General features: G+C 70.5%; 18 protein-coding genes and 1 tRNA gene. 11 read left to right on the forward strand and 8 right to left on the reverse strand.

The window, feature by feature from the left end:
- Positions 1 to 3 precede the first annotated feature (3 nt).
- The gene (locus KZC57_RS00880) at positions 4 to 366 is read left to right on the forward strand and encodes an SHOCT domain-containing protein (RefSeq protein WP_144881010.1); all 363 of its coding nucleotides are present in this window, start codon (positions 4 to 6) and stop codon (positions 364 to 366) included.
- Here the strand turns inward: KZC57_RS00880 and KZC57_RS00885 are convergent.
- Both KZC57_RS00885 and KZC57_RS00890 read right to left on the reverse strand, forming a co-directional pair.
- The gene (locus KZC57_RS00885) at positions 363 to 1,607 is read right to left on the reverse strand and encodes a glutamate--cysteine ligase (RefSeq protein WP_247640843.1); all 1,245 of its coding nucleotides are present in this window, start codon (positions 1,605 to 1,607) and stop codon (positions 363 to 365) included. The genes KZC57_RS00880 and KZC57_RS00885 overlap by 4 nt on opposite strands.
- On the reverse strand, positions 1,582 to 2,433 hold the full coding sequence (locus KZC57_RS00890; RefSeq protein ID WP_085606952.1) for a class II glutamine amidotransferase: 852 nt from the start codon (positions 2,431 to 2,433) through the stop codon (positions 1,582 to 1,584). Before KZC57_RS00890 ends, KZC57_RS00885 begins: the two co-directional genes overlap by 26 nt.
- A gap of 236 nt (positions 2,434 to 2,669) precedes the next feature.
- On the opposite strand from KZC57_RS00890, the gene KZC57_RS00895 reads away from it, so the two are divergent.
- Complete coding sequence (locus tag KZC57_RS00895) at positions 2,670 to 4,082, forward strand: ATP-binding protein (RefSeq protein ID WP_247640844.1); 1,413 nt, start codon at positions 2,670 to 2,672, stop codon at positions 4,080 to 4,082.
- Positions 4,083 to 4,085: 3 nt separating this feature from the next.
- Here KZC57_RS00895 and KZC57_RS00900 read toward each other — a convergent pair whose 3' ends face one another.
- Together KZC57_RS00900 and KZC57_RS00905 are read right to left on the reverse strand one after the other, a co-directional pair.
- The gene (locus KZC57_RS00900) at positions 4,086 to 5,291 is read right to left on the reverse strand and encodes an AI-2E family transporter (protein WP_247640845.1); all 1,206 of its coding nucleotides are present in this window, start codon (positions 5,289 to 5,291) and stop codon (positions 4,086 to 4,088) included.
- A gap of 22 nt (positions 5,292 to 5,313) precedes the next feature.
- Positions 5,314 to 5,724 (reverse strand): SHOCT domain-containing protein, encoded by a 411-nt coding sequence (locus KZC57_RS00905; protein ID WP_247640846.1) that lies wholly within the window; start codon positions 5,722 to 5,724, stop codon positions 5,314 to 5,316.
- A 196-nt stretch (positions 5,725 to 5,920) separates the two neighbouring features.
- On the opposite strand from KZC57_RS00905, the gene KZC57_RS00910 reads away from it, so the two are divergent.
- Genes KZC57_RS00910 through KZC57_RS00925 form a run of 4 tightly spaced genes read left to right on the forward strand, consistent with a single transcriptional unit; the run spans position 5,921 to position 10,762 of the window.
- A complete protein-coding gene (locus tag KZC57_RS00910; RefSeq protein ID WP_144881014.1) occupies positions 5,921 to 7,390 on the forward strand; it encodes an APC family permease in 1,470 nt (489 codons plus the stop codon).
- Complete coding sequence (locus tag KZC57_RS00915) at positions 7,387 to 7,803, forward strand: hypothetical protein (protein WP_247640847.1); 417 nt, start codon at positions 7,387 to 7,389, stop codon at positions 7,801 to 7,803. Before KZC57_RS00910 ends, KZC57_RS00915 begins: the two co-directional genes overlap by 4 nt.
- A gap of 40 nt (positions 7,804 to 7,843) precedes the next feature.
- The gene (locus KZC57_RS00920) at positions 7,844 to 9,202 is read left to right on the forward strand and encodes a dipeptidase (RefSeq protein WP_247640848.1); all 1,359 of its coding nucleotides are present in this window, start codon (positions 7,844 to 7,846) and stop codon (positions 9,200 to 9,202) included.
- A gap of 36 nt (positions 9,203 to 9,238) precedes the next feature.
- Positions 9,239 to 10,762, forward strand: coding sequence for an MFS transporter (locus KZC57_RS00925; protein ID WP_247640849.1), 1,524 nt, complete (start codon positions 9,239 to 9,241; stop codon positions 10,760 to 10,762).
- Between the two features lie 36 nt (positions 10,763 to 10,798).
- Here the strand turns inward: KZC57_RS00925 and KZC57_RS00930 are convergent, their stop codons facing one another.
- Positions 10,799 to 11,332, reverse strand: coding sequence for a DUF1269 domain-containing protein (locus KZC57_RS00930; protein WP_247640850.1), 534 nt, complete (start codon positions 11,330 to 11,332; stop codon positions 10,799 to 10,801).
- A gap of 144 nt (positions 11,333 to 11,476) precedes the next feature.
- The gene (locus tag KZC57_RS00935; protein ID WP_144881018.1) at positions 11,477 to 12,271 is read right to left on the reverse strand and encodes a hypothetical protein; all 795 of its coding nucleotides are present in this window, start codon (positions 12,269 to 12,271) and stop codon (positions 11,477 to 11,479) included.
- Here KZC57_RS00935 and KZC57_RS00940 point away from each other — a divergent pair.
- From KZC57_RS00940 to pepN, 4 genes are all read left to right on the forward strand, one after another.
- Entirely contained in the window at positions 12,230 to 13,633 is a 1,404-nt protein-coding gene (locus tag KZC57_RS00940; protein WP_374206590.1) for an MFS transporter, read from the forward strand. The genes KZC57_RS00935 and KZC57_RS00940 overlap by 42 nt on opposite strands.
- A gap of 9 nt (positions 13,634 to 13,642) precedes the next feature.
- Positions 13,643 to 14,149, forward strand: coding sequence for a hypothetical protein (locus tag KZC57_RS00945; RefSeq protein WP_247640852.1), 507 nt, complete (start codon positions 13,643 to 13,645; stop codon positions 14,147 to 14,149).
- 73 nt (positions 14,150 to 14,222) lie between these two features.
- Positions 14,223 to 15,233 carry a DNA topoisomerase IB gene (locus KZC57_RS00950; RefSeq protein WP_060923370.1) on the forward strand — a complete coding sequence of 337 codons (1,011 nt, stop codon included), beginning with the start codon at positions 14,223 to 14,225 and terminating at the stop codon, positions 15,231 to 15,233.
- Positions 15,234 to 15,282: 49 nt separating this feature from the next.
- Positions 15,283 to 17,766 carry an aminopeptidase N gene (pepN, locus tag KZC57_RS00955; protein ID WP_247640853.1) on the forward strand — a complete coding sequence of 828 codons (2,484 nt, stop codon included), beginning with the start codon at positions 15,283 to 15,285 and terminating at the stop codon, positions 17,764 to 17,766.
- On the opposite strand, the gene KZC57_RS00960 is transcribed toward pepN, so the two are convergent.
- The gene (locus tag KZC57_RS00960) at positions 17,763 to 18,293 is read right to left on the reverse strand and encodes a GNAT family N-acetyltransferase (RefSeq protein WP_231919612.1); all 531 of its coding nucleotides are present in this window, start codon (positions 18,291 to 18,293) and stop codon (positions 17,763 to 17,765) included. The two genes, pepN and KZC57_RS00960, sit on opposite strands and share 4 nt — an antisense overlap.
- Entirely contained in the window at positions 18,290 to 18,928 is a 639-nt protein-coding gene (locus tag KZC57_RS00965; RefSeq protein WP_247640854.1) for an MBL fold metallo-hydrolase, read from the reverse strand. The genes KZC57_RS00960 and KZC57_RS00965 overlap by 4 nt, the downstream gene beginning before the upstream one ends.
- Before the next feature lie 151 nt (positions 18,929 to 19,079).
- On the opposite strand from KZC57_RS00965, the gene KZC57_RS00970 reads away from it, so the two are divergent.
- Positions 19,080 to 19,152: transfer RNA gene (locus tag KZC57_RS00970), tRNA-Glu, on the forward strand.
- Positions 19,153 to 19,183: the final 31 nt, after the last annotated feature.

Raw genomic sequence — 19,183 nt, forward strand, 5'->3', positions numbered from 1 at the left:
GGGATGTTCGGTCGCAGAGCGGGTCGGGGAGGGCTCATCCGCGCAGCCGCGGCCACGACGGTGGTCACGGGGACGGCCACGGCGGTCACCGGGGGCGTCCGGGCCCGTCAGGATTCGCGGGTGCCGCAGGACGTCCTCGACGAGGCGTACGCGCAGCAGCGGCAGCAGGCGCAGATCGACATGACGGCGCAGCAGGCCGTGAGCGCGCAACGGCAGCGGTGGGGGTCCCCGTCACCGGAGCCTGTCTCGGCGAGCAGGGCCGGGAGCGAGCTCGTCGCGCAGATCCAGGCGCTGGCTGATCTCCATGAACGCGGACTCCTCTCGGAAGACGAGTTCATCGCCGGCAAGGCCCGCCTGCTGATCTAGCCGCTCGTCGGAAGGTCGACGGCGCGGCCGGGCGAGCGCGGCGCGCCACGGGGGCGCGGCCATCGGCGTTCCGGCGCGGGAATCGGGGCGGCCGTCGTCTCGCGGGCGGCGGCGGCGATCACGTCCTCGCGCGACCCTCCCGCGGCGAGCACGGCCCGCTGCCGGGCGGCGCCGGTGCCCCCGGCGAGGACCTCCTGCACCACGCCGACGGCGAAGCGCTCCTCCACGTCGTCGACGAAGTGGGTGCGGACGTGGTCGAGCAGACCGTGCACGGCGGCGGCCGCCGGGACGGGGAGCAGGGTCCGGGGGTGCAGGAGCACGTCGTCGAGTCCCGATTTGCTGGCTCGCCAGGACGCCAGGCGCAGCAGGGCGGCGGGGACCGGATCGGCGTGCTCCCCGGCTCTCCACCGGTCGGCGGCCGAGTCGACGAGCGCCCGCGTGATCACGGCGAGCGCGGCGGACTCCTCCGCGCGGAGGCAGACGTCCATGATCCGCGTCTCCACCGTCGGGGCGTGCCGCGACAGGCGGGCGTCGGAGTAGATCATTCCGGCGTCCAGGGAGACCCCGGTCCTGAGCATCGCCTCGGCCGCCGCGTCATACGCCGCCGCCGAGCCGAAGACCTCGTAGGCGCCGGCCGAGGGCCAGCGGCTCCAGGCCTGGTACCGATAGCTGGCGAAGCCCGTGTCGATCCCCTGGAAGAGCGGCGAGTTCGCGCTGATCGCGAGGAGCACCGGGAGCCAGGGGCGGATGCGGTCCAGCACCCCCACGCCCTCCTCGCCGCACTCGACGGCGACGTGGACGTGCAGTCCGCAGGTGAGCTGCTCCGTCATGGTGAGGCCGAAGCGCTCCTGCATGCGGCGGTAGCGCAGTACGGGGGCGAGGTGCGATTCGAACGGGACGGTGCCCGTCGCCAGAGCGACCGCGCGAGCGCCGACCGTTCGCGCTGCGGTGTCCGCGGCCGCCCGCCCTCGACGTACGGTCGCGACGATCTCCTCGACCGTGGTCAGCGGCGGGCTCACGACCTCGATCTGCTCCTGCTTCACCTCGAACTCCAGGGCGGGGCCGAGAGGGTCACCGTCCGCGGTGGCCGCCGCCCGGACGATCCGTCCGGCGACCGGCACCGGGATCAGAGTCCGGGCGTCAACGAGGAGCAGCTCCTCCTCGATGCCGACGGTCCGCGGCGGACGCGCCGGGCCACCGGAGGTGCGGGAACCCTCACGCCGCTTCGAGGAAGGGCTCATGGCGATAGCCCGTGTCGTCGAGGATCGAGACCGTCGACTCGGGGACCTCCTGGAACACCCCCGGCAGGTCGTTCAGCGGTTCGGAGACGATGACGTGGGCGCGCCGGCCGAACGCCCGCAGCCGCTCGGCCTCGGGGTACATCTGGCGAAGGGTCTCGATGTCGGTCGAATGGTAGAGCGAGCGCGAGCGGCCGACGCTGGAGTAGCGGAAGGCCCACAGGGTGGTGCCGTCGGACACGGCGAAGGTCCCCTGCACCGGGAAACGGATGTCGTGCGCGTGCCCGATCCGCTCGGTCTCCCGGATCGCGGCCCGCATCCCCGCGATCGGATCGTCCTGCAGGCCAAGGGTCAGCGCGAGGTAGAAGAGCACCTCGGAGTCGGTGGTGCCCTGGATCTCCGGGTACAGGGAGGGGTCGACGGCGAGAGTGAGGTCGCGCTTGATCGTCAGGAAGTCCGCCAGGCCGCCGTTGTGCATGAAGAGCCAGTTCGCGTGCCGGAACGGGTGGCAGTTGGTCTGCTGGACCGGAGGGCCGGCCGCCGCGCGGACGTGGCTGAGGAACAGCGGGCTCCGGACCGTGCGGGAGATCTCGCGCAGGTTCTGATCGTTCCAGGCCGGCTCCATGCTGCGGAACAGGGTGGGCTTCGGAGGCTGCCCGGCATCGTCCGGGCCCGGCTCGGGATACCAGCCGAGACCGAAGCCGTCTCCGTTCACGGTCTCCGCGCCGAGCGGCGAGTCCAGCGACTGCGCCACGAGGGAGTGCCGCGAGTCGAGGATCACCTCCGAGGGGTGCAGCGGTTCTCCTGCGTACGCCAACCACCGACACATGTCGACACCTCATCCCTGACCCGGTCGGGTCCTGGCCCGACGATACGATCGGTCGGCCGCCGGGTCGTCATCCGCCGCGGGTGATGCTGACCGTCCCACTCGGCGGGTGGGGGCGCGATCTTCTCACCCGGCGAGGATGAGATCCCTCGGGAACCGGCGGGAGGCCTTCCGGTTCCGCGTCCGACCTGGCTACTCTGCCGCTGAGCGCCGGAGCGGCGGGGTCGAAGGAGCGGGCGATGATCGATGACGACACCCTCACCGCCGAGGCGCGGGTGGTCTCGCTGGACGGACGCCGCTTCCAGTTCGCCGGGCCGTTGGAGCCGGGCTTCGAGCCGGGAGGTTTCGTGACGCTGCGCCCGGCCACCGGAGCGCTCCAGCTCGGCCAGGTCGAGGACGTCGCGTTCACGATCGGCGGTGACGTGCACGGTGGTGGGCGGATCCTGGGGGCGATCCCCGGGGAAGGCGGCGCTCCCGACAGCCGGCTGTCCGTCCCGTTCCCGATGGCCGACATGCGCCCGGCCGCGGCCTCGATGGTCGCGGCGCTGTACGACGGCGTCGCGGCGTCGCTCGACATCGGGTCGCACCTCGTCGATGGCGACGTTCCCGCGCACCTCCTGCCGCGCCGCCTGAACCGGCACACGTTCTGGTGCGGTCAGAGCGGCTCGGGCAAGACGTACGCCCTCGGCGTGCTCCTCGAGCAGATCCTCCTGCGGACCTCCCTTCCGATGGTGATCTTCGACCCGAACGCCGATTTCGTCCGCATGCGCGAGTCCGATGGGGGCAGCGCGCCGTCCGCGGCCCGGCACCTGCTGGCGGAGCGCGACATCCGTATCCTCCGGCCGACCGCCGACGGTGCGGATGCGCTGCGCGTGCGGTTCGTCGACCTTCCGATACAGTCCAGGGCCGCGGTGCTCCGTCTGCATCCGCTGGACGATCGGGCCGAGTACAACGAGCTGGTACGTCTGGAGGAGACGGTCGGCACGCTCGACTCGCACGCGGTGGTGCCGCGACTGCTCGAACGGCGGACTCCGGCGGCCCTGGATCTCGCCGCCCGCATCCAGAACCTCGGTCTGATCGACTGGAACGTCTGGGCGCGGGGGTCGGAGCCCGTGACCGGAGTGCTCGATTCGCGTCCGGATGCGACCGTGCTGGATCTCGGAGGGTTCACGGCCCCCGATGAGCCTCTGGTCGTCGCCCTGGCGGTGCTCGACGACCTGTGGGCGCAGCGCGAGCGACGGCGGCCGATCCTGATCGTGATCGACGAGGCGCACAACCTCTGCGCGCCCGACGGCGGGAGTCCGTTGCGCGCCCTCGTCCGCGAGCGCATCGTGCAGATCGCCGCCGAGGGCCGCAAGTTCGGCCTCTGGCTCCTGCTCTCCACGCAGCGGCCCTCACGGATCGATCCGAGCATCCTGTCCCAGTGCGACAACCTCGCGCTCATGAAGATGACCTCGGCGGTCGACCTCGACGACCTCGCCAGGACGTTCGGCTTCGTCCCCGCCGGCATCCTCGCGCGGGCGACGGGGTTCCGCCAGGGCGAGGCCCTCTTCGCCGGGGGGTTCGCGCCCGCGCCGTCGGTGGTGCGGGTGGGAGCACGCCTCACCCGCGAGGGCGGCGCGGACGTCCCGGTGCCGGTCCGGGGCAGCTGAGATTCACAGCGGCTTCGCGCGGCGCTGCCGTTCCTCCTTGCGCGCCACCCGCGTCGCCTTCCGGTCGGCGTCTCTGGCCTCGATCAGCTCCTTGGCCTCGTCGATGTCCCCGGTCAGCGGGCGCCACAGGCGGGCGCGCGGATCGGCGTCGATGAGGATGGTCCGCACCAGCAGCGTCAGCGGGACGGCGAGCAGAGCGCCGACGGGGCCGAGGATGACGGCCCAGAACAGCACGGACACGAAGGTGAGCGTCTGGTTCAGCGCCACCACGTTGGCCACCAGAAGGGGTTGCACGATGGACTGGACGATCACGTTGATGATGCCGTAGACGACGATGACCGCGATGCCGGTGGGCCAGCCGCCCGCGAGGAACCCGAAGACGGCCGGCGGGATGATGGCGATGAAGTAGCCGACGTTGGGGATGAAGCTGCAGATGAAGGACAGCAGCGCCCAGAGGAAGGCGGCGGACACCTGGAGCACCGCCAGCGCGATCCAGTTCAGGGTGCTCTGCAGGACGCCGAGGCCCGTGGCGGCGATCATGTAGCGGCGCACGCTCGAGGCGAAGCCGGCGAAGGCCCCGACGAGGTCGGGACGGCGCGGACGCATCTGGTCCAGGAGCGCGGGCAGGTAGGCCCCGTCCATCGCCATCAGCATCACGAGGGTCAGGATCACGACCAGTCCGAACACGATCCCTGTCACGCCGCCGAGGAGCCCGGCGGCGAAGTCCAGGAGGTTCGACGGCTCGAGACCCGAGACGATCGTCTCCGCGGACGCCGCGTCGATCCCGAGGCCGGACAGCCACGCGCCGATGCTCGCGCCGATCTGCTCGAGCTGAGGCGTGTACTCGGGGATCAGCGTCGTGAACTGGGCGAGCGCGATGACCAGCGCCGCGGCGAACGCCGCCAGCAGGGCGAAGACGAGGAGCATGGCGATGACCGTCGCCGCGCCGCGGGGGACCCGGACCCGCTCCAGGACGGCGCGGACCGGATGGGCGCAGATGGTGAGGACGAGAGCGAGCAGGACCGGTGCCGCGATCCCGCGCACGGCCCAGAGACCGAACGCGGCGGCTGCCGCCCCACCGCAGCCCATGAGGATGAACGCCACCCGGGGCGGGCCCGATGCGGTGGGGAGGGGTTCGGCAGCCGCCGGCAGGGCCGCGCCCCGGTCCGGAGCAGCGCCCGCCCCACGCCGCCAGAAGCGGAGGTTCATGGTCCGACCCCTGGCGCGGTGCTCATCCCGCCTGGAGCGCCCTGCGCTTCAGATCCGCGAACTCCTCGGCGGTGATCGCTCCGGCATCGAAGAGCGACTTCGCCTTCGCGATCTCGTCGACGGAGCTGGACCCCGCGACGCCCCGGATGTAGTCGTCCGTGGCCTGGCGGGTCTCGATTGCCTCCCGGGTGCTGCGTTCGGCCATGGAGCGCCCCCGGGCGATGAGGTACACGAAAAGGGTGAGGAAGGGCACGAAGATCAGGAAGATCATCCACAGCGCCTTCAGCCAGCCGTTCAGGTCGGGATCGCGGAAGATGTCGCCGATCACGGTGAACAGCGCCATGAGGTAGGCGACGAAGACGAAGCCCCAGAAGAACAGCCAGAGGATGTCCCAGAAGGAGTACCAGAAGTTCATGATCCGCCCTTTCGTCATGTGACGAACCCAGCGTGGCCGGGCGGTCATCCGACGGCATCATCCGGGCGGGGTGATTCGGCGCACCGGGATATCACCCCGGCCGGGTGAGGCGGCGGCTGCGCGCGGAACGCCACCCTGATCTCACCATTCCGGGCCTCTCCTGGCCGTGTCGCCGAGCGTCCGGAGCAGCGGCTCAGGACGACGAGGAGCGAACATGTCAACTGTCGACTCGCAGGCCGGAGGAACGCCGTCCGCGCCCACCGGCCGGGTGGCCGGAAGGCCCAACTACATCAGCTGGGCCGCGCTCGCCCTGATGACCGTCTCCTCGGTCGCCAGTCTGCGTCCCGCCCCGACCATGGCGATCTACGGACTCGCCGCCGTCTTCCTCTACGTCCTGCCGGCGATCATCTTCCTGATCCCGACGGCACTGGTCTCCGCGGAACTGGCCTCCGGATGGTCCGGAGGCGTCGCCCGGTGGGTCGGCGAGGGCATCTCGCCGAACATGGGTTTCGTGGCCGCCTGGCACCAGTACGCGATGACGATCTTCTACTATCCGACGCTGCTCTCGTTCGTGGCCAGCACCCTCGCCTACGTGATCTATCCGCCGTGGGCGTCGAGCGGCGTGTGGACGGCCGTGGTCATCATCTCCGTCTACTGGCTGGGCGTGATCATCGCGCTGCGCGGCGGCATCGGCGTCATCGCCAAGCTCGCCTCCAGTGGCGTGATGGTCGGCACCCTCATCCCCGGCTGCCTCCTGGTCGTCCTCGGGGTGATCTACCTGGGGCAGGGGAACGCGTCGGCGGCGCCGATGACCCCGGACCACCTGCTGCCCGCCTGGACCGGCATCGCCAGCATCGTCCTCATCGTCAGCAACTTCGGCGCCTACTCCGGGATGGAGATGAACGCCGTGCACGTCAACCGCCTCAAGGATCCGGGGAAGCAGTTCCCGAAGGCCATGTTCCTCGCGATGATCCTGGTGCTGCTGGTGCTGACCCTGCCGCCGCTGGTGATCAGCTGGTTCATCCCCGCGGAGGAGCTGAGTCTGACGGCGGGGGTGATGCAGGCGTTCGATGCGGTCTTCGCGCACTTCGGCATCCAATGGCTCACGCCGATCGTCGGTCTGGCCATCGTCTCCGCGTCGCTCGCCGGATTCCTCACCTGGCTGTCCGGCCCGTCCAAGAGCCTGCTGCTGGCCTCGCGCGGGGGAGGGTACATGCCGCCGTGGTTCCAGAAGACGAACGCCGAGGGCGTGCAGATCAACATCCTCGCGGCCCAGGGCATCGTGACGACCATCCTGGCCCTGCTGTTCGCCTTCGTCCCGGCGGTGTCCGACGCGTACTGGATGTTCATGACCATCACGACCTCGGTCTACCTGCTCATGTACCTCTGGCTCTTCATCGCCGCGATGAACCTGCGCCGGCGCCAGCCGGATCACCCCCGGGGCTACCGCGCGCCGTTCCTCAACCTGCTCTGCGTGGTGGGTTTCACCGCCTCGCTCGCCGCGATCCTGATCAGCTTCGTGCCGCCGTCCCAGTTCGGCGACGGGAACCCCCTGATCTTCGTCGCCATCGTCGGCGGCGGAATCCTCCTGCTCGGCTTCGTCATCCCGTTCCTGCTCGTGAAGCTGCGGCGTCCGAGCTGGCAGGTCGCCCCGGCGACCACGTCCGAGGAGGCACCATCATGACCCATCGAATCATCTATTGGAGCGTCGGCGCCGTGATGGCCCTGCTCCTGGTGACGATGCTGATCACCTTCAACTACAACCGATCGACCGAGGAGGCCCTCGACAAGGCGCAGGAGCTCAACGTGGCCTTTCAGGAGGCCGGGTTGCCTGAGCTGCGGGACCCGGTCGAGGTCGCCAGGGTGCTCGGCACGGACGGCGGCTCGGTGTGCGACGCGGTGGAGCCGGGGGTGGGGCGAGGACTCGCGAAGCTGAACATGTCGGTCGGGGGCGCGTTCTTCACCCGCGCCGTCATCGCCGACCGCGCCCTGGCCACCGGCCTGCTGGCCATCGTGCAGACCTACTGTCCCGACAGCATCCCGGACGCCGAGGACTTCATCGACGGCCTGAATCTCAGCGACACGATCCGCCGCTGAGTCGGAGGCCGGTGCGGAACCCGACGAGAGAGAAGACCTGATGTCCGAAGAGAAGCTGCGATCGACCATCCACGACCTCATGCCGCAGGCGCAGCGCGACCTCGCATCCATGGTGGCCTTCCGGTCGGTGCACGATGCGGAGCAGTTCCCGCCCGAGGAATGCCAGGGGATGATCGACTTCCTCGTCGACGCCTTCCGCGACCTGGGCTTCCAGGACGTCCGCGGATACGAGACGCCCGACGGCAGCCAGGCGGTCTGCGGGCACAGACCGGGTCCGCCCGGCGCGCCGACCGTGCTGCTGTACTTCCACCACGACGTGCAGCCGCCGCTCGACGACGCGGCGTGGGACAGCCCAGTGTGGGAGCTGACGGAGCGGAACGGCAGATGGTTCGGACGGGGAGCGGCGGACTGCAAGGGGAACATCGCGATGCACCTCACCGCGTTGCGCGCGCTCGGCGACGATCTGCCGGTCACCGTCAAGATCGTCGGGGAGGGCTCGGAGGAGCAGGGCACGGGAGGCCTGGAGGCGTTCGTCCCCGAGAACGCCGATCTGCTGCGGGCCGACGCGATCCTGGTCTGCGACACCGGCAACTTCGCGGTCGGAGTGCCGAGCCTCACCACCAGCCTGCGGGGCATGACCAAGGTCGTCCTCACCGTCCGCGCCCTCACCAGTCCCATGCACTCCGGCATGTTCGGAGGCGCCGCGCCGGACGCGCTCGCCGCGCTCATCGCCATCCTCGCCACTCTCCGTGACGAACGGGGGAACACTACCGTGACAGGGGTGGACGCCTCGCAGCGGTGGGACGGCGCCCCGTACGATGCCGAGCGGTTCCGTACGGATGCGAACGTCATCGACGGGGTGGACCTGCTCGGCGACGCCGTCGCCGACATGGTGTGGGCGCGCCCGACCGCGACGGTCCTCGGGATCGACTGTCCCGACGTCGTCGGCTCCTCCGCCGCGATCCAGGGCTCGGCCCGTGCGCGGATCGAGCTCAGGATCCCGCCGGGCACCGACCCCGCCGAGGCGCAGGCGGCACTGATCGCGCACCTCACCGCCGCGGCACCGTGGAACGTGGAGGTCGAGATCGAGCCGGAGGCGGAGGGGGCGCCGTTCCAGTCGACGCTCGCCGGCCCGGGCTTCGAGACCATGCGGGCGGCGATGCACGACGCGTACGGTCGCGAGCTCATCACGCAGGGTCAGGGAGGATCGATCCCGCTGTGCGCCGTGTTCGCCGAGACGTTCCCCGACGCGGAGATCATGCTGATGGGGGTCGAGGAACCGCTGTGCCTCATCCATGCGCCGAACGAGAGCGTCGATCCCACCGAGATCGAGAACATGGCACTCGTCGAGGCGCTCTTCCTGGAACGGTACGCGGCGGCGGTCGCGGGCGATGCTTGAGCGCACCGGCCCGAGCGGACGCAGAAGGGAGTGGCGATGAGCGGCACACCGACCGCAGCGCGGACCGGAGGGGTGCTCGCGGCGACCTGCCTGTCGACCCTCGTGGTCAACGCCAACACGTCCGCCGTCAGCATCCTGCTTCCGGCGATCAGCGAGGACACCGGCATGTCCGTGACCGACCTGCAGTGGGCGGTCACCGGGTACTCCCTCGTCGGAGCGGCCGTCATCATCACGTCCGGCTCGCTCGGCGACGTGTTCGGGCGCCGACGCGTCTTCCAGCTGGGCCTGCTCCTCTTCGTCGCCTCCTGCGTCCTCATCGCGCTGTCGCCGAACGGGGGGATGGTGATCGCGGGCCGGATGATCCAGGGGGCGGCGGGTGCGACGATCCTCGCCTGCGGCATGAGCCTGCTGTCGGTGGCGAACAGCGGTCAGGCACAGCTGCGCGCCGTCTCGCTGTGGGGGGCGGCGGCCGCGGTGGGTGCGGCGGCGGGACCGCTGCTGGGGGGCCTGCTGGTCGGGATCACCGGCTGGCAGGGCCTGTTCTGGGTGGATGCCGTCGTCGGCGTCGTGTGCATCGTCATCACCGCCGCCACGGTGTCCGAGTCCCGGGATGAGAACCGCTCGCATTCGATCGACTACGCCGGCACCGCCCTGGTCGCCCTCACCCTCGCTCCGATCATCCTCGCCATGAGCAAGGGGGCTGAGTGGGGCTGGGGATCGCCGGCGACTCTCGGGTCCCTCGCCCTCGGCGTGGTCGCCGGTATCGCGTTCGTGCTCGTCGAGCGTCGGGTGAAGGTCCCGCTGCTGGATCTCGCCCTGCTGCGAAACCGGGTCCTGGTCGGCTCCACGGTCGCGATCCTGATCGGCGCCGGCACCGTGAACGCTCTGATGTACCTCCTGAGCCTGTACTTCCAAGACCCGGCCAGCCTCGGATTCAGTCCGCTCCAGGCGGGGCTGGCCACGTTGCCCGCCACAGTGGGCCTCGTCCTGGTCGCGCCCCTCGTGCCCCGCCTCGCCGCGCGTCTGGGCGGCAGACAGGTCGTCGGCGCCGGGTTCGCCATCTCCGCGGCGGGCTTCGCGGTCATCGGCTTCACCGGTGCCTCCTGGACCTACGCCGTCTTCGTCCTCCCGCTGATCGCCGTCGCGGTCGGCATGGGGCTCTCGAACGGTCCCGCGTCCTCGGCGGCGACGGCGGCGGTGCCCGCGAATCAGGTCGGCGAGGCGTCCGGGGTCTCGAACATGGCGCGGTACATCGGCGCCGCCGTGGCCACGGCGCTCGCGGCGTCGATCTACGGCTCGGTGATCGCATCGCGGACCGCGGGGGGCGTCGACACGTCCGACGCGCTCGCGGACGGACTCGCCGCGACCTCGTGGGTGATGGCGGGATTCAGCCTCGCCGGCGTGCTGATGGCCGTCGTCATGGGGCGGCACCGTCCGGCGGAGGGCACCATCGCGGACGCTGCCGCCGCGGCCGCGGCGATCAGCATCACCCTGCCGACCTCGGCGACGGCGTCCGGCGACGGGGAGCGAGCCGGGGGACCGGTGGGCCGGGGACGCTGACGGCTCGCCGGGCCGGGACCCGGCGAGCCGTCCACCTCACTCGTACGCGCCGTCGACGGCGCTGTCGAGCTCGTCCTGATCGACGGAGAGCTCGCGCCGCGTCACCCGGGTCGCGTGGACCAGCAGCTCCTCGACCTCGGCCGCGTCGTCGGGGTCGACGACGAACACGATGCCCGCGCTTCCCGCGTCCAGGGTCTCGCTGATGGCCTCGAGGTCTTTGGAGGGCGTCTTCCGTCCGATGTGTCCGGCGACGGCTCCGATGCCGGCGCCGGCCCCTCCGGCGGCCACGACGGCCGTGCCCACGGCGACGGCGGGGAACAGGGCGAGCGCGAGCCCGCTCGCCAGCCCGATGGCCAGGCCCTTGCGGGCTCCGTGGCTCCTGCCGCCGTCATCGCGCTCGACGATCGTGAGCCGCCCGTCCAGCGCGCGGGCGATTACCGCCGCGTCGAGCGGGCCGTGCTCGTGCCTGTCATCCTCTCGGTAGTGCGCGCGGATCGCGCCGAAGTCCTCGACGGCGCGCTCCTGGTCGGCGTACTGCGCCGCGACCGCGACATAGGTCTCGTCGGACATGGGTCACTCCTTCTCGTCAGCATCGACATCACGGGACCCGGCGGGTCGTCCCGCGCTGGTCACGCGAAGCCTAGAACCGCGCGGGAGCCCACGACATCATCCCGATGAGGTGACGTCCGACGGGGAGCACGGGACCGTGAAGCGCTACTCGCACTCCCCGAGGAACCCGAGATAGCACACGGCCTCGTGCGTGACGGCCGGTTCGGCATCGTCGTTCGAGACCTGCCGCGTCGCCGTCTCGGGCGTCCGGGTGAGGTGTCCGAAATCGCCGAGGGAGGCCACGTACATCCCGTCCGCGTCCTCCGCGATCATCCGGTCGATCTCGGCGCGGTGCTGGGCGCACAGGTCCGCGGCGGCGGGGACGAGCTCGACCCCGGCGCAGGCGCCCGAATACTCGGCCTCCATGAGGCCGATGCAGTCCGTCCAGTCCTGGTCCACCGCGCACGGGCTCACGCCGTCGTCGGCGACGAGGTACTTGCCGGTCTCGTACTCCTCGCTGTGGAAGGTCTCGGGCTTCTCCGGCACGTCGACCTTGGTCCAGTGGCGTGCGGTCGTGAACGCGAACACCGTGACGATCGCGGCGATCAGCAGCAGCGCGCCCACGATGCCGAGCGTCACCCAGAGTCCCACCCGGCTCTTCCGGTCCGGGCCCTCCGCGGGCGCGGGGGTCCACGGGGCGGCGGCGGGTGCCGGCGGGGGTGCCGCGGCGAATCCCGGCGCGGCGGCGACGGGGAGCTCGTGTCCCCCGAGCGGTGCCGCCGCCGCAGGGGCGGTCGGCGCCGCGGCCGTGGTCGCGAGGAAGTAGTCGTACCAGGCCCGGCTCGCCTGCTCGTCCGCGGCGACCTGCTGCGCCTCGGCGTCGGTGAGCACGAGGCCCCACGCGTCACGGGCCGGTGCATGGGGGAGGGCGGAGCGGAAGTCTTCGAACGACACGGGCATGCTCGCAGAATATCGGCTTCCTCCCCGAGACCCCGGCGGTCATCCGATGTCCCCGGCTCCTGGAACAATGACGAGGTGATCGGTATGAAGTCCTTCTGGAACGCGTTGCCCACCGAGGGGCGCTGGCTGCTGTCGACCGTGGCGATCCAGACCCTCGGGCGGGGGATGACGCTGCCGTTCACGATCATCTACCTCCACGAGGTCCGCGGCTTCGACCTCGGGTTCTCCGGAGCGCTGATGAGCCTCATCGCGATCACGGGGCTCGTCGTCACCGGTCCCGGGGGCACGCTCATCGATCGCTTCGGCGCCCGGCGCGTGCTGATCGTGGGACTGCTCGCGATGATCGCGGGGTGCACGCTCCTCGCCTATGCCACGCATCCCGCCGTCGCGACCGTCGCGGTCGTGCTCATCGGGGTGAACTTCGGGGTCTCCTGGCCCGGCTTCAACGCGCTGATCGCCTCGGTGGTCGACGGCGAGGTCCGTCAGCAGTACTTCGGCGTGAACTTCGCCCTCGTCAACCTCGGCATCGGCGTGGGCGGCATCATCGGCGGGTTCTTCGTCGACGTGACGGAGCCGTCGACCTTCACCACGATCTTCCTCATCGACGCGGCCACGAGCCTCATCCCGCTCGCTCTGCTCCTCGGCCCGCTCCGGCACGTGCGCACGCAGCCGGACCCCGACCCGTCGGTCACTACCGAGGGCGGCTACCGGGAGATCCTCCGCCGACCGGCGGTGCTGTGGATGACCCTGCTGACCTTCTTCTCCGTCTTCATCGGCTACGGACAGATCGAGGCGGGCTTCCCCGCCTACGCCCGTCAGATCGCCCAGGTCTCGACCGCCCTCGTCGGCATCTCGTTCGCGGTGAACACGGCCGTCATCGTGCTGCTGCAGTTCGCCGTCCTCCGGCTCATCACCGGGCGCCGACGCACCAGGGTCATGCAGGTCATGGCCCTCATCTGGGCCGTCTCCTGGGTCATGCTCGGCGCCGCGGGCCTGCTTCCCGACTCGGTCACGGCCGCGATCGCGGTGATCGCGTTCATGGGCGTGTTCGCGTTCGGAGAGACGATGATGCAGCCGACGATCCCGGCCATCTACAACGATCTCGCGACGGACCGCACCCGCGGGCGCTACAACGCCCTCAACTCCGCGGCCTTCCAGGGCGGAGCGATCCTCGGTCCGCTCGTCGCGGGGGTGCTCCTCGGCGTCGGCGTCAGCGGCTGGTTCATCGCGGTCATGGTCGCGGGCAGCCTCGCAGTCGGCGTGCTGGCGGTCGTACTGGAGCGGGTGCTCCCGGCAGCGGCCAACGGCAGCAGCGCCGAGGTCCATCGAACGGACGAGGTCGAACGGACGCCGCCGGTCTAGGCTCCGAGCATGGCCCTCGAACCGCTCTTCCTCCGTCTCGACCGGATCGCGGGTGGGCGGCAGGCCGGCGTGCTGATCAGCGACGCCGGTCGCACCCATCCGCGGACCGTCCGTGCCTTCACGTGGATCCTCTGGCTGCTCGTCGCCGAACTGGTGCTCGGGGTGGGCGCCGTGGTGGTCGCCCTGGTGCTCGCCGCCGACGGCGACAGGGTGCCCTTCGCCGTGTGGATGCGCACCCTCGTGGTGCTGGCGATGACGGCGACGCTGTTCTACTTCGCGTGGCGCGCGCGTCGCGGATGGCGCTGGGCCTACCTCCGGCTGCGACTGTTCGCACAGATCTTCCCGGTCATCACGCTCGTCATGGCGGCGATCCCCGGCCTCTACCCGGTCTGGATGGTCACCGAGCAGATCGTCTTCAGCCTGATCATGATCGGGATCGCGGACTTCCTCACCAGCGACCACATGCGGGCGGTCTTCGCGAAGGACGCCGACGCAGATAGCACGCGGGCAGGGTGAGACGCCACTCCCTTCCCGCCGAGACTGCGGTCACTCCACACTCGGAGGAGCTGCACGGCGGGAGGAGAGACGCATGGCGCGACTGGTGCGAGTGGTACCCGGCCAGGACCCGGGTTTCACACGGAAGCGGACGAGCTCGGGATTCCGGTACGTCGATCCGACGGGGGAGCCGGCGCCCGAGGCGGATCGCGAACGCATCAGCGACCTGGTGATCCCGCCGGCGTGGCAGGACGTGTGGATCGCGGCCGACCCGCTCGCGCACATCCAGGCCGTGGGGATCGACACCGCCGGGCGCAAGCAGTACCTCTACCACCCGCTCTGGCGGGTCTCCCGCGACCGTCGCAAGTTCGTCCGTGCGCTGGACCTCGCCGCGGCCCTGCCCAGCGCCCGGGCGCAGGTCACCAAGGCTCTCAAGGAGGACGGGCAGACGAAGGAGCGAGCCCTCGCGATCGCCTTCCGCCTCCTCGACGACGCCGCGCTGCGGATCGGTTCCGAGCGCTACCTGGCGCGCCACGGCAGCCGGGGCCTGACCACGCTCCGCCGCCGCGACGTCCGCATCGACGGCGGCGACGTCGCCCTCTCCTTCCCGGCGAAGAGCGGACAGACCGCCGCGATCGAGATCACCGACGAAGCCCTCGCCGAAGCTCTCACCGACTTCGCGAGCGGTGCCTCGAGCGCCTTCCTCTTGGCGTACCGGAAAGGCCGGCGGCGGGTGAAGATCACGCCCGCCGAGGTCAACACGTACCTCAAGGACGTGCTCGGGGCCAGCTTCTCGGCCAAGGACTTCCGCACCCTCCACGGCACGATCATCGCCGCGGACGCCCTCGCCCGCATCGGAGCCCTCGACCGCCGCGGTCAGCGGAACCAGGCCGAACGCCTCGCGGTGCAGGCGGCGGCGACCGCCCTCGGCAACACGACCGCGGTCGCCCGCAACAGCTACATCGATCCCCGCGTGTTCCGGCAGTACGGTCGGGGCCGAACGCTCGATCTCGACGTGACCCCGGAGACGGCGATCCGGCGACTGCTGGGCGGACCGGAGACGTCGCGCAAGGTCAACCGGCGAGGAACAGGGCGGCGCGGCTGAACGCGCCGACGCTCCCCGATCGCGCCCGGGAAGATGCCAGGATGGGGGGATGCACACCGCGAACCTGACCCGTGAGGAGACCGCGGCGCGATCCGCTGCGATCACCCTGCACCGCATCCGCGTCGAGCTGGACCTGACCGGAGCCCCCGAGCGGGCGCGCACGGGTTTCCCGACCACGACCGTGCTGGAGTTCGATGCGACCGTCCAGAGCACGTGGCTGGACTTCATCGGCGAAGAGGTCGTCCGCGTTGAAGTGAACGGCGAGGAGCGGGACGTCGTCTACGACGGGGCGCGCCTGACGATCGACGGCCTCGCTGCCTCGAACGTCGTCCTGGTCGAGGCGGTCGGTGCCTACAGCCGGTCGGGGGAGGGCCTGCACCGGTTCCACGACCCGGCGGACGATCGCACCTACCTGTACACCCAGTACGAGCCCGCGGACTCCCGCCGGGTGATGGCCTGCTTCGAGCAGCCGGACATGAAGGCGGAGTACACCTTCGTCGTCGACGCGCCGTCCGGGTGGGAGGTGCTCTCGAACCAGTCGCCGGCTCACGTCGACCTCGGCGTCGGCGTGCAGCGGGTGCAGTTCGCTCCCACGCTGCCGATCTCGAGCTACATCACGGCGGTCGCAGCCGGCCCCTATGCCCGCGTCGACGGGGAGTGGACCAGAGACGAACAGCGGGTCGCCCTCGGGGTGTTCGTCCGCCGCTCGCTCGTCGACCACCTCGAGGCCGACGAGATCCTCGAGGTCACCCGGCAGGGGCTCGACTTCTTCACCGACGCCTTCGCCTATCCCTATCCGTGGGGCAAGTACGACCAGATCTTCGTCCCCGAGTACAACCTCGGTGCGATGGAGAATCCCGGTCTGGTCACTTTCACGGAGGGCTACCTCTCGCGCGGCGCCGCCACCGAGGCGCAGCGGGCGAGCCGGGCCAACACGATCCTCCACGAGATGGCGCACATGTGGTTCGGCGACCTCGTCACGATGACGTGGTGGGACGACCTCTGGCTCAAGGAGTCGTTCGCCGACTACATGGGCTCGCACGCCTCGGCGGTGGCCACCCGGTTCCACGACGCCTGGGTGACGTTCGCCATGCGGCGCAAGGCCTGGGCCTACCAGCAGGACCAGCTCCCCACGACGCATCCCATCGTCGCCGACATCCCCGACCTCGAGGCCGCGAAGCTGAACTTCGACGGCATCACCTACGCCAAGGGCGCTTCGGTGCTGAAGCAGCTCGTCGCGTTCGTGGGCGATGACGCCTTCTTCGAGGGGGCTCGCCGGTACTTCGCCGCCAACGCCTTCGGCAACACCACTCTCGACGACTTCCTCGTCGAGCTCAGCGCGGTGTCCGGGCGGGACATGACCGACTGGGCAGCCGCCTGGCTGCAGACGACGGGCGTCTCGACGATCTGGACGGAGACCGACGACGACGGAGGACACCACCTCGTGCAGGACGATGTGCGTCCGCACCGCCTGCGGATCGGGCTGTACGACCGCGTGGACGGCCGCATCGTGCGGCGGGAGCAGCGGGAGCTGGACCTGATCGGGGAGCGCGTCGACATCGACCTCCCCGAGGCCGATCTAGTGCTGCTCAACGACGACGACCTCACCTATGCGAAGGCGCGCCTCGACGAGCGGTCGTTGCGCACCGTCGAGGAGTCCCTCTCCGACATCGAGGACCCGCTCGCCCGTGCGCTCGTGTGGTCGTCGCTGTGGAACGCGACCCGCGACGGCGAGCTCGACGCGGCCCGCTTCGTCGCGATCGTGCGGGCGCACGCGCCGCGGGAGTCGAACGGCGGTCTGCTGGCCGCAGCGCTCCTCGACGCCGCTTTCGCGCTGCGGCATTTCGTCCGCGACGACCGACGCGACGCGGAGCAGCGCGCTTGGACCGAAGCCACGTGGTCGGCGCTGCAGCAGGCGGACGCCGGCAGCGACGCCCAGCTCTCCTGGGCGCGCGCGCTGGCGGCGGCCTCGGCCTTCGACGACATCCATCACGCCGAGGTCCGTGCCCTGCTCGACGGCGATGTGCCCGAGGGGCTCGTCGTGGATCCCGACCTGCGCTGGCAGCTCCTCACGGCCCTCGTGACGACCGGCCGCGCCGATCTCACGGACATCGCCGCGGAGGAGGAGCGGGACGACACCGGCGACGGACGCACCGCCGCCCGCCGCGCTCGTGCCTCCGTGCCCGACGCGACGGTGCGCGCGGCCGCCTGGACGGCCGCATGGGATGACCGGTCTCTCACCAACGACCACCTCGATGCCGAGATCGCGGGCTTCCGCGCCGGCGGCCGCCGCGACCTCATCGAGTCCTTCGACGAGGAGTACTTCGAGCGGATCGGGACGGCGTGGTCGGAGCGGAGCATCGAGATCGCTCGTCGACTGGTGATCGGTCTGTTCCCCGCGCGGTCCTCGCTGGACCTGGTCGATGCCTGGCTGTCGGCCAGCCCCGAGGCCCCGGCGGCGCTGCGACGACTCCTCATCGAGCAGCGCGACCACCTCGCGCGTGACCTGCGGGTGCGGGGCGCTCAGGACTAGGTCGCGGCCTCCACGGTCATGCCCATCACGGTCCGCACGATCCACGGATGGGCATGGTCATCGGCGATGTGGGTCATGCCGAGCTTCTCCGCCACGCCTCGTGACGCCTGGTTCTCGGGGTGGATGATGGCGGTGAGGAGGGTCGGTGCGAAGGTCTGCGCGACGAGGTCGACGCAGGCGCGCGCAGCTTCGGTCGCATAGCCGCGTCGTTGGCGGTCGGTGCGGACGTGATACCCGACTTCGAGCACGGGGGAGTCGTTCACCGACTGCCAGGTGAGACCGCAGTCGCCGAGGAACTCCCCGTCGTGCGTCTCGATGACCCAGAGACCGTGGCCGTCCTCGCGGTAGCGCTGCTGCATGCGCGCGATCCACGCGGCGGCTTCCGTTCGCGACTTCGGCGCCGGGTAGTAGGCCATGACCTCCGCATCCCCGAGGAGCGCCGCCATCTCGTCGAGGTCGTCGGCGGTCATCTCCCGGAAGGCGAGCCGCGGCGTCGGGGAGGGCAGGAGGCGTCGCGGTGCGGTCACAGATCCACGGCGTCGCCGGGTTCGAGCACGAGGAACTCGCCGCCGCCCTGCTCGGTCGCCCACTGCAGTCGCTGGCGGTGCATGTTCTTGCCGATCACGGACAGGGTCATGTCGTGCGTGCCGAACGCCCGGCGGGGCTTCACGGCGAGCACGTAGTCGATGGCCTCCCCGATCTTGAGCCACGGGGCTCCGAGCGGCGCGGCGAGGGTGCCGACCTCGACGCCCTCGGGCACCGCATACGAGTCACCGGGGTAGTAGAACGTGTCGTTGACGAGCACGCCCACGTTGTCGATCGTCGGGATCGACGAGTGGATCACCGCGTGCGTGCCTCCGAAGAAGCGCAGGGTGAAGGCGCCGACCTCCACGGTGTCGCCGGGGGAGACGACGGTCACCTCATAGCCCTCCGCCGCCTTCGCCACGCCCTCCGGCCCGAAGATCGGGGTCCCGGGGGCCGCGCGCAGGATCCGGTCGAGGTGCTCCGGCGTCCAGTGGTCGGGGTGCTCGTGCGTGAGCACGATGGCGATCAGTCCGCTGAGATCGTGCAGCGGCGCGGTGAAGGATCCCGGATCGATCAGGAGGGTGTCGTCGTTCTGGTCCAGACGGAGGGTGGCATGTTCGAACTTGGTGACGCGCATGAGACGAGTCAACTCCTTCCCGGGGGCTGCGGCAAACGGAGATCGGCGCGCCACGCCCGGGATCCTGGTTGGAGCGGCCTCGATTTGGCGCCATGAGAATCGCCGTGGCATACTTGAACGGTTGTCGCGGAACGGAAAAGTTCTGCAAGACGGCCCCATCGTATAGCGGCCTAGTACGCCGCCCTCTCACGGCGGTAACGCGGGTTCGAATCCCGCTGGGGTCACACAACACGACGAAAGCCCTCCGGTTCTCCG

Origin of the sequence: Microbacterium sp. KSW4-4, from assembly GCF_023091185.1 — a bacterium.
Lineage (GTDB): Bacteria > Actinomycetota > Actinomycetes > Actinomycetales > Microbacteriaceae > Microbacterium > Microbacterium paraoxydans.

Coding starts and splice junctions, on each gene's coding strand:
- KZC57_RS00895 (WP_247640844.1), top strand. CDS start 2,670: ATGATCGATGACGACACCCTCACCGCCGAGGCGCGGGTGGTCTCGCTG.
- KZC57_RS00880 (WP_144881010.1), top strand. CDS start 4: ATGTTCGGTCGCAGAGCGGGTCGGGGAGGGCTCATCCGCGCAGCCGCG.
- KZC57_RS00905 (WP_247640846.1), bottom strand. CDS start 5,724: ATGACGAAAGGGCGGATCATGAACTTCTGGTACTCCTTCTGGGACATC.
- KZC57_RS00940 (WP_374206590.1), top strand. CDS start 12,230: ATGGGGGAGGGCGGAGCGGAAGTCTTCGAACGACACGGGCATGCTCGC.
- KZC57_RS00885 (WP_247640843.1), bottom strand. CDS start 1,607: ATGAGCCCTTCCTCGAAGCGGCGTGAGGGTTCCCGCACCTCCGGTGGC.
- KZC57_RS00890 (WP_085606952.1), bottom strand. CDS start 2,433: ATGTGTCGGTGGTTGGCGTACGCAGGAGAACCGCTGCACCCCTCGGAG.
- KZC57_RS00945 (WP_247640852.1), top strand. CDS start 13,643: ATGGCCCTCGAACCGCTCTTCCTCCGTCTCGACCGGATCGCGGGTGGG.
- KZC57_RS00900 (WP_247640845.1), bottom strand. CDS start 5,291: ATGAACCTCCGCTTCTGGCGGCGTGGGGCGGGCGCTGCTCCGGACCGG.
- KZC57_RS00915 (WP_247640847.1), top strand. CDS start 7,387: ATGACCCATCGAATCATCTATTGGAGCGTCGGCGCCGTGATGGCCCTG.
- pepN (WP_247640853.1), top strand. CDS start 15,283: ATGCACACCGCGAACCTGACCCGTGAGGAGACCGCGGCGCGATCCGCT.
- KZC57_RS00930 (WP_247640850.1), bottom strand. CDS start 11,332: ATGTCCGACGAGACCTATGTCGCGGTCGCGGCGCAGTACGCCGACCAG.
- KZC57_RS00910 (WP_144881014.1), top strand. CDS start 5,921: ATGTCAACTGTCGACTCGCAGGCCGGAGGAACGCCGTCCGCGCCCACC.
- KZC57_RS00950 (WP_060923370.1), top strand. CDS start 14,223: ATGGCGCGACTGGTGCGAGTGGTACCCGGCCAGGACCCGGGTTTCACA.
- KZC57_RS00965 (WP_247640854.1), bottom strand. CDS start 18,928: ATGCGCGTCACCAAGTTCGAACATGCCACCCTCCGTCTGGACCAGAAC.
- KZC57_RS00920 (WP_247640848.1), top strand. CDS start 7,844: ATGTCCGAAGAGAAGCTGCGATCGACCATCCACGACCTCATGCCGCAG.
- KZC57_RS00925 (WP_247640849.1), top strand. CDS start 9,239: ATGAGCGGCACACCGACCGCAGCGCGGACCGGAGGGGTGCTCGCGGCG.
- KZC57_RS00935 (WP_144881018.1), bottom strand. CDS start 12,271: ATGCCCGTGTCGTTCGAAGACTTCCGCTCCGCCCTCCCCCATGCACCG.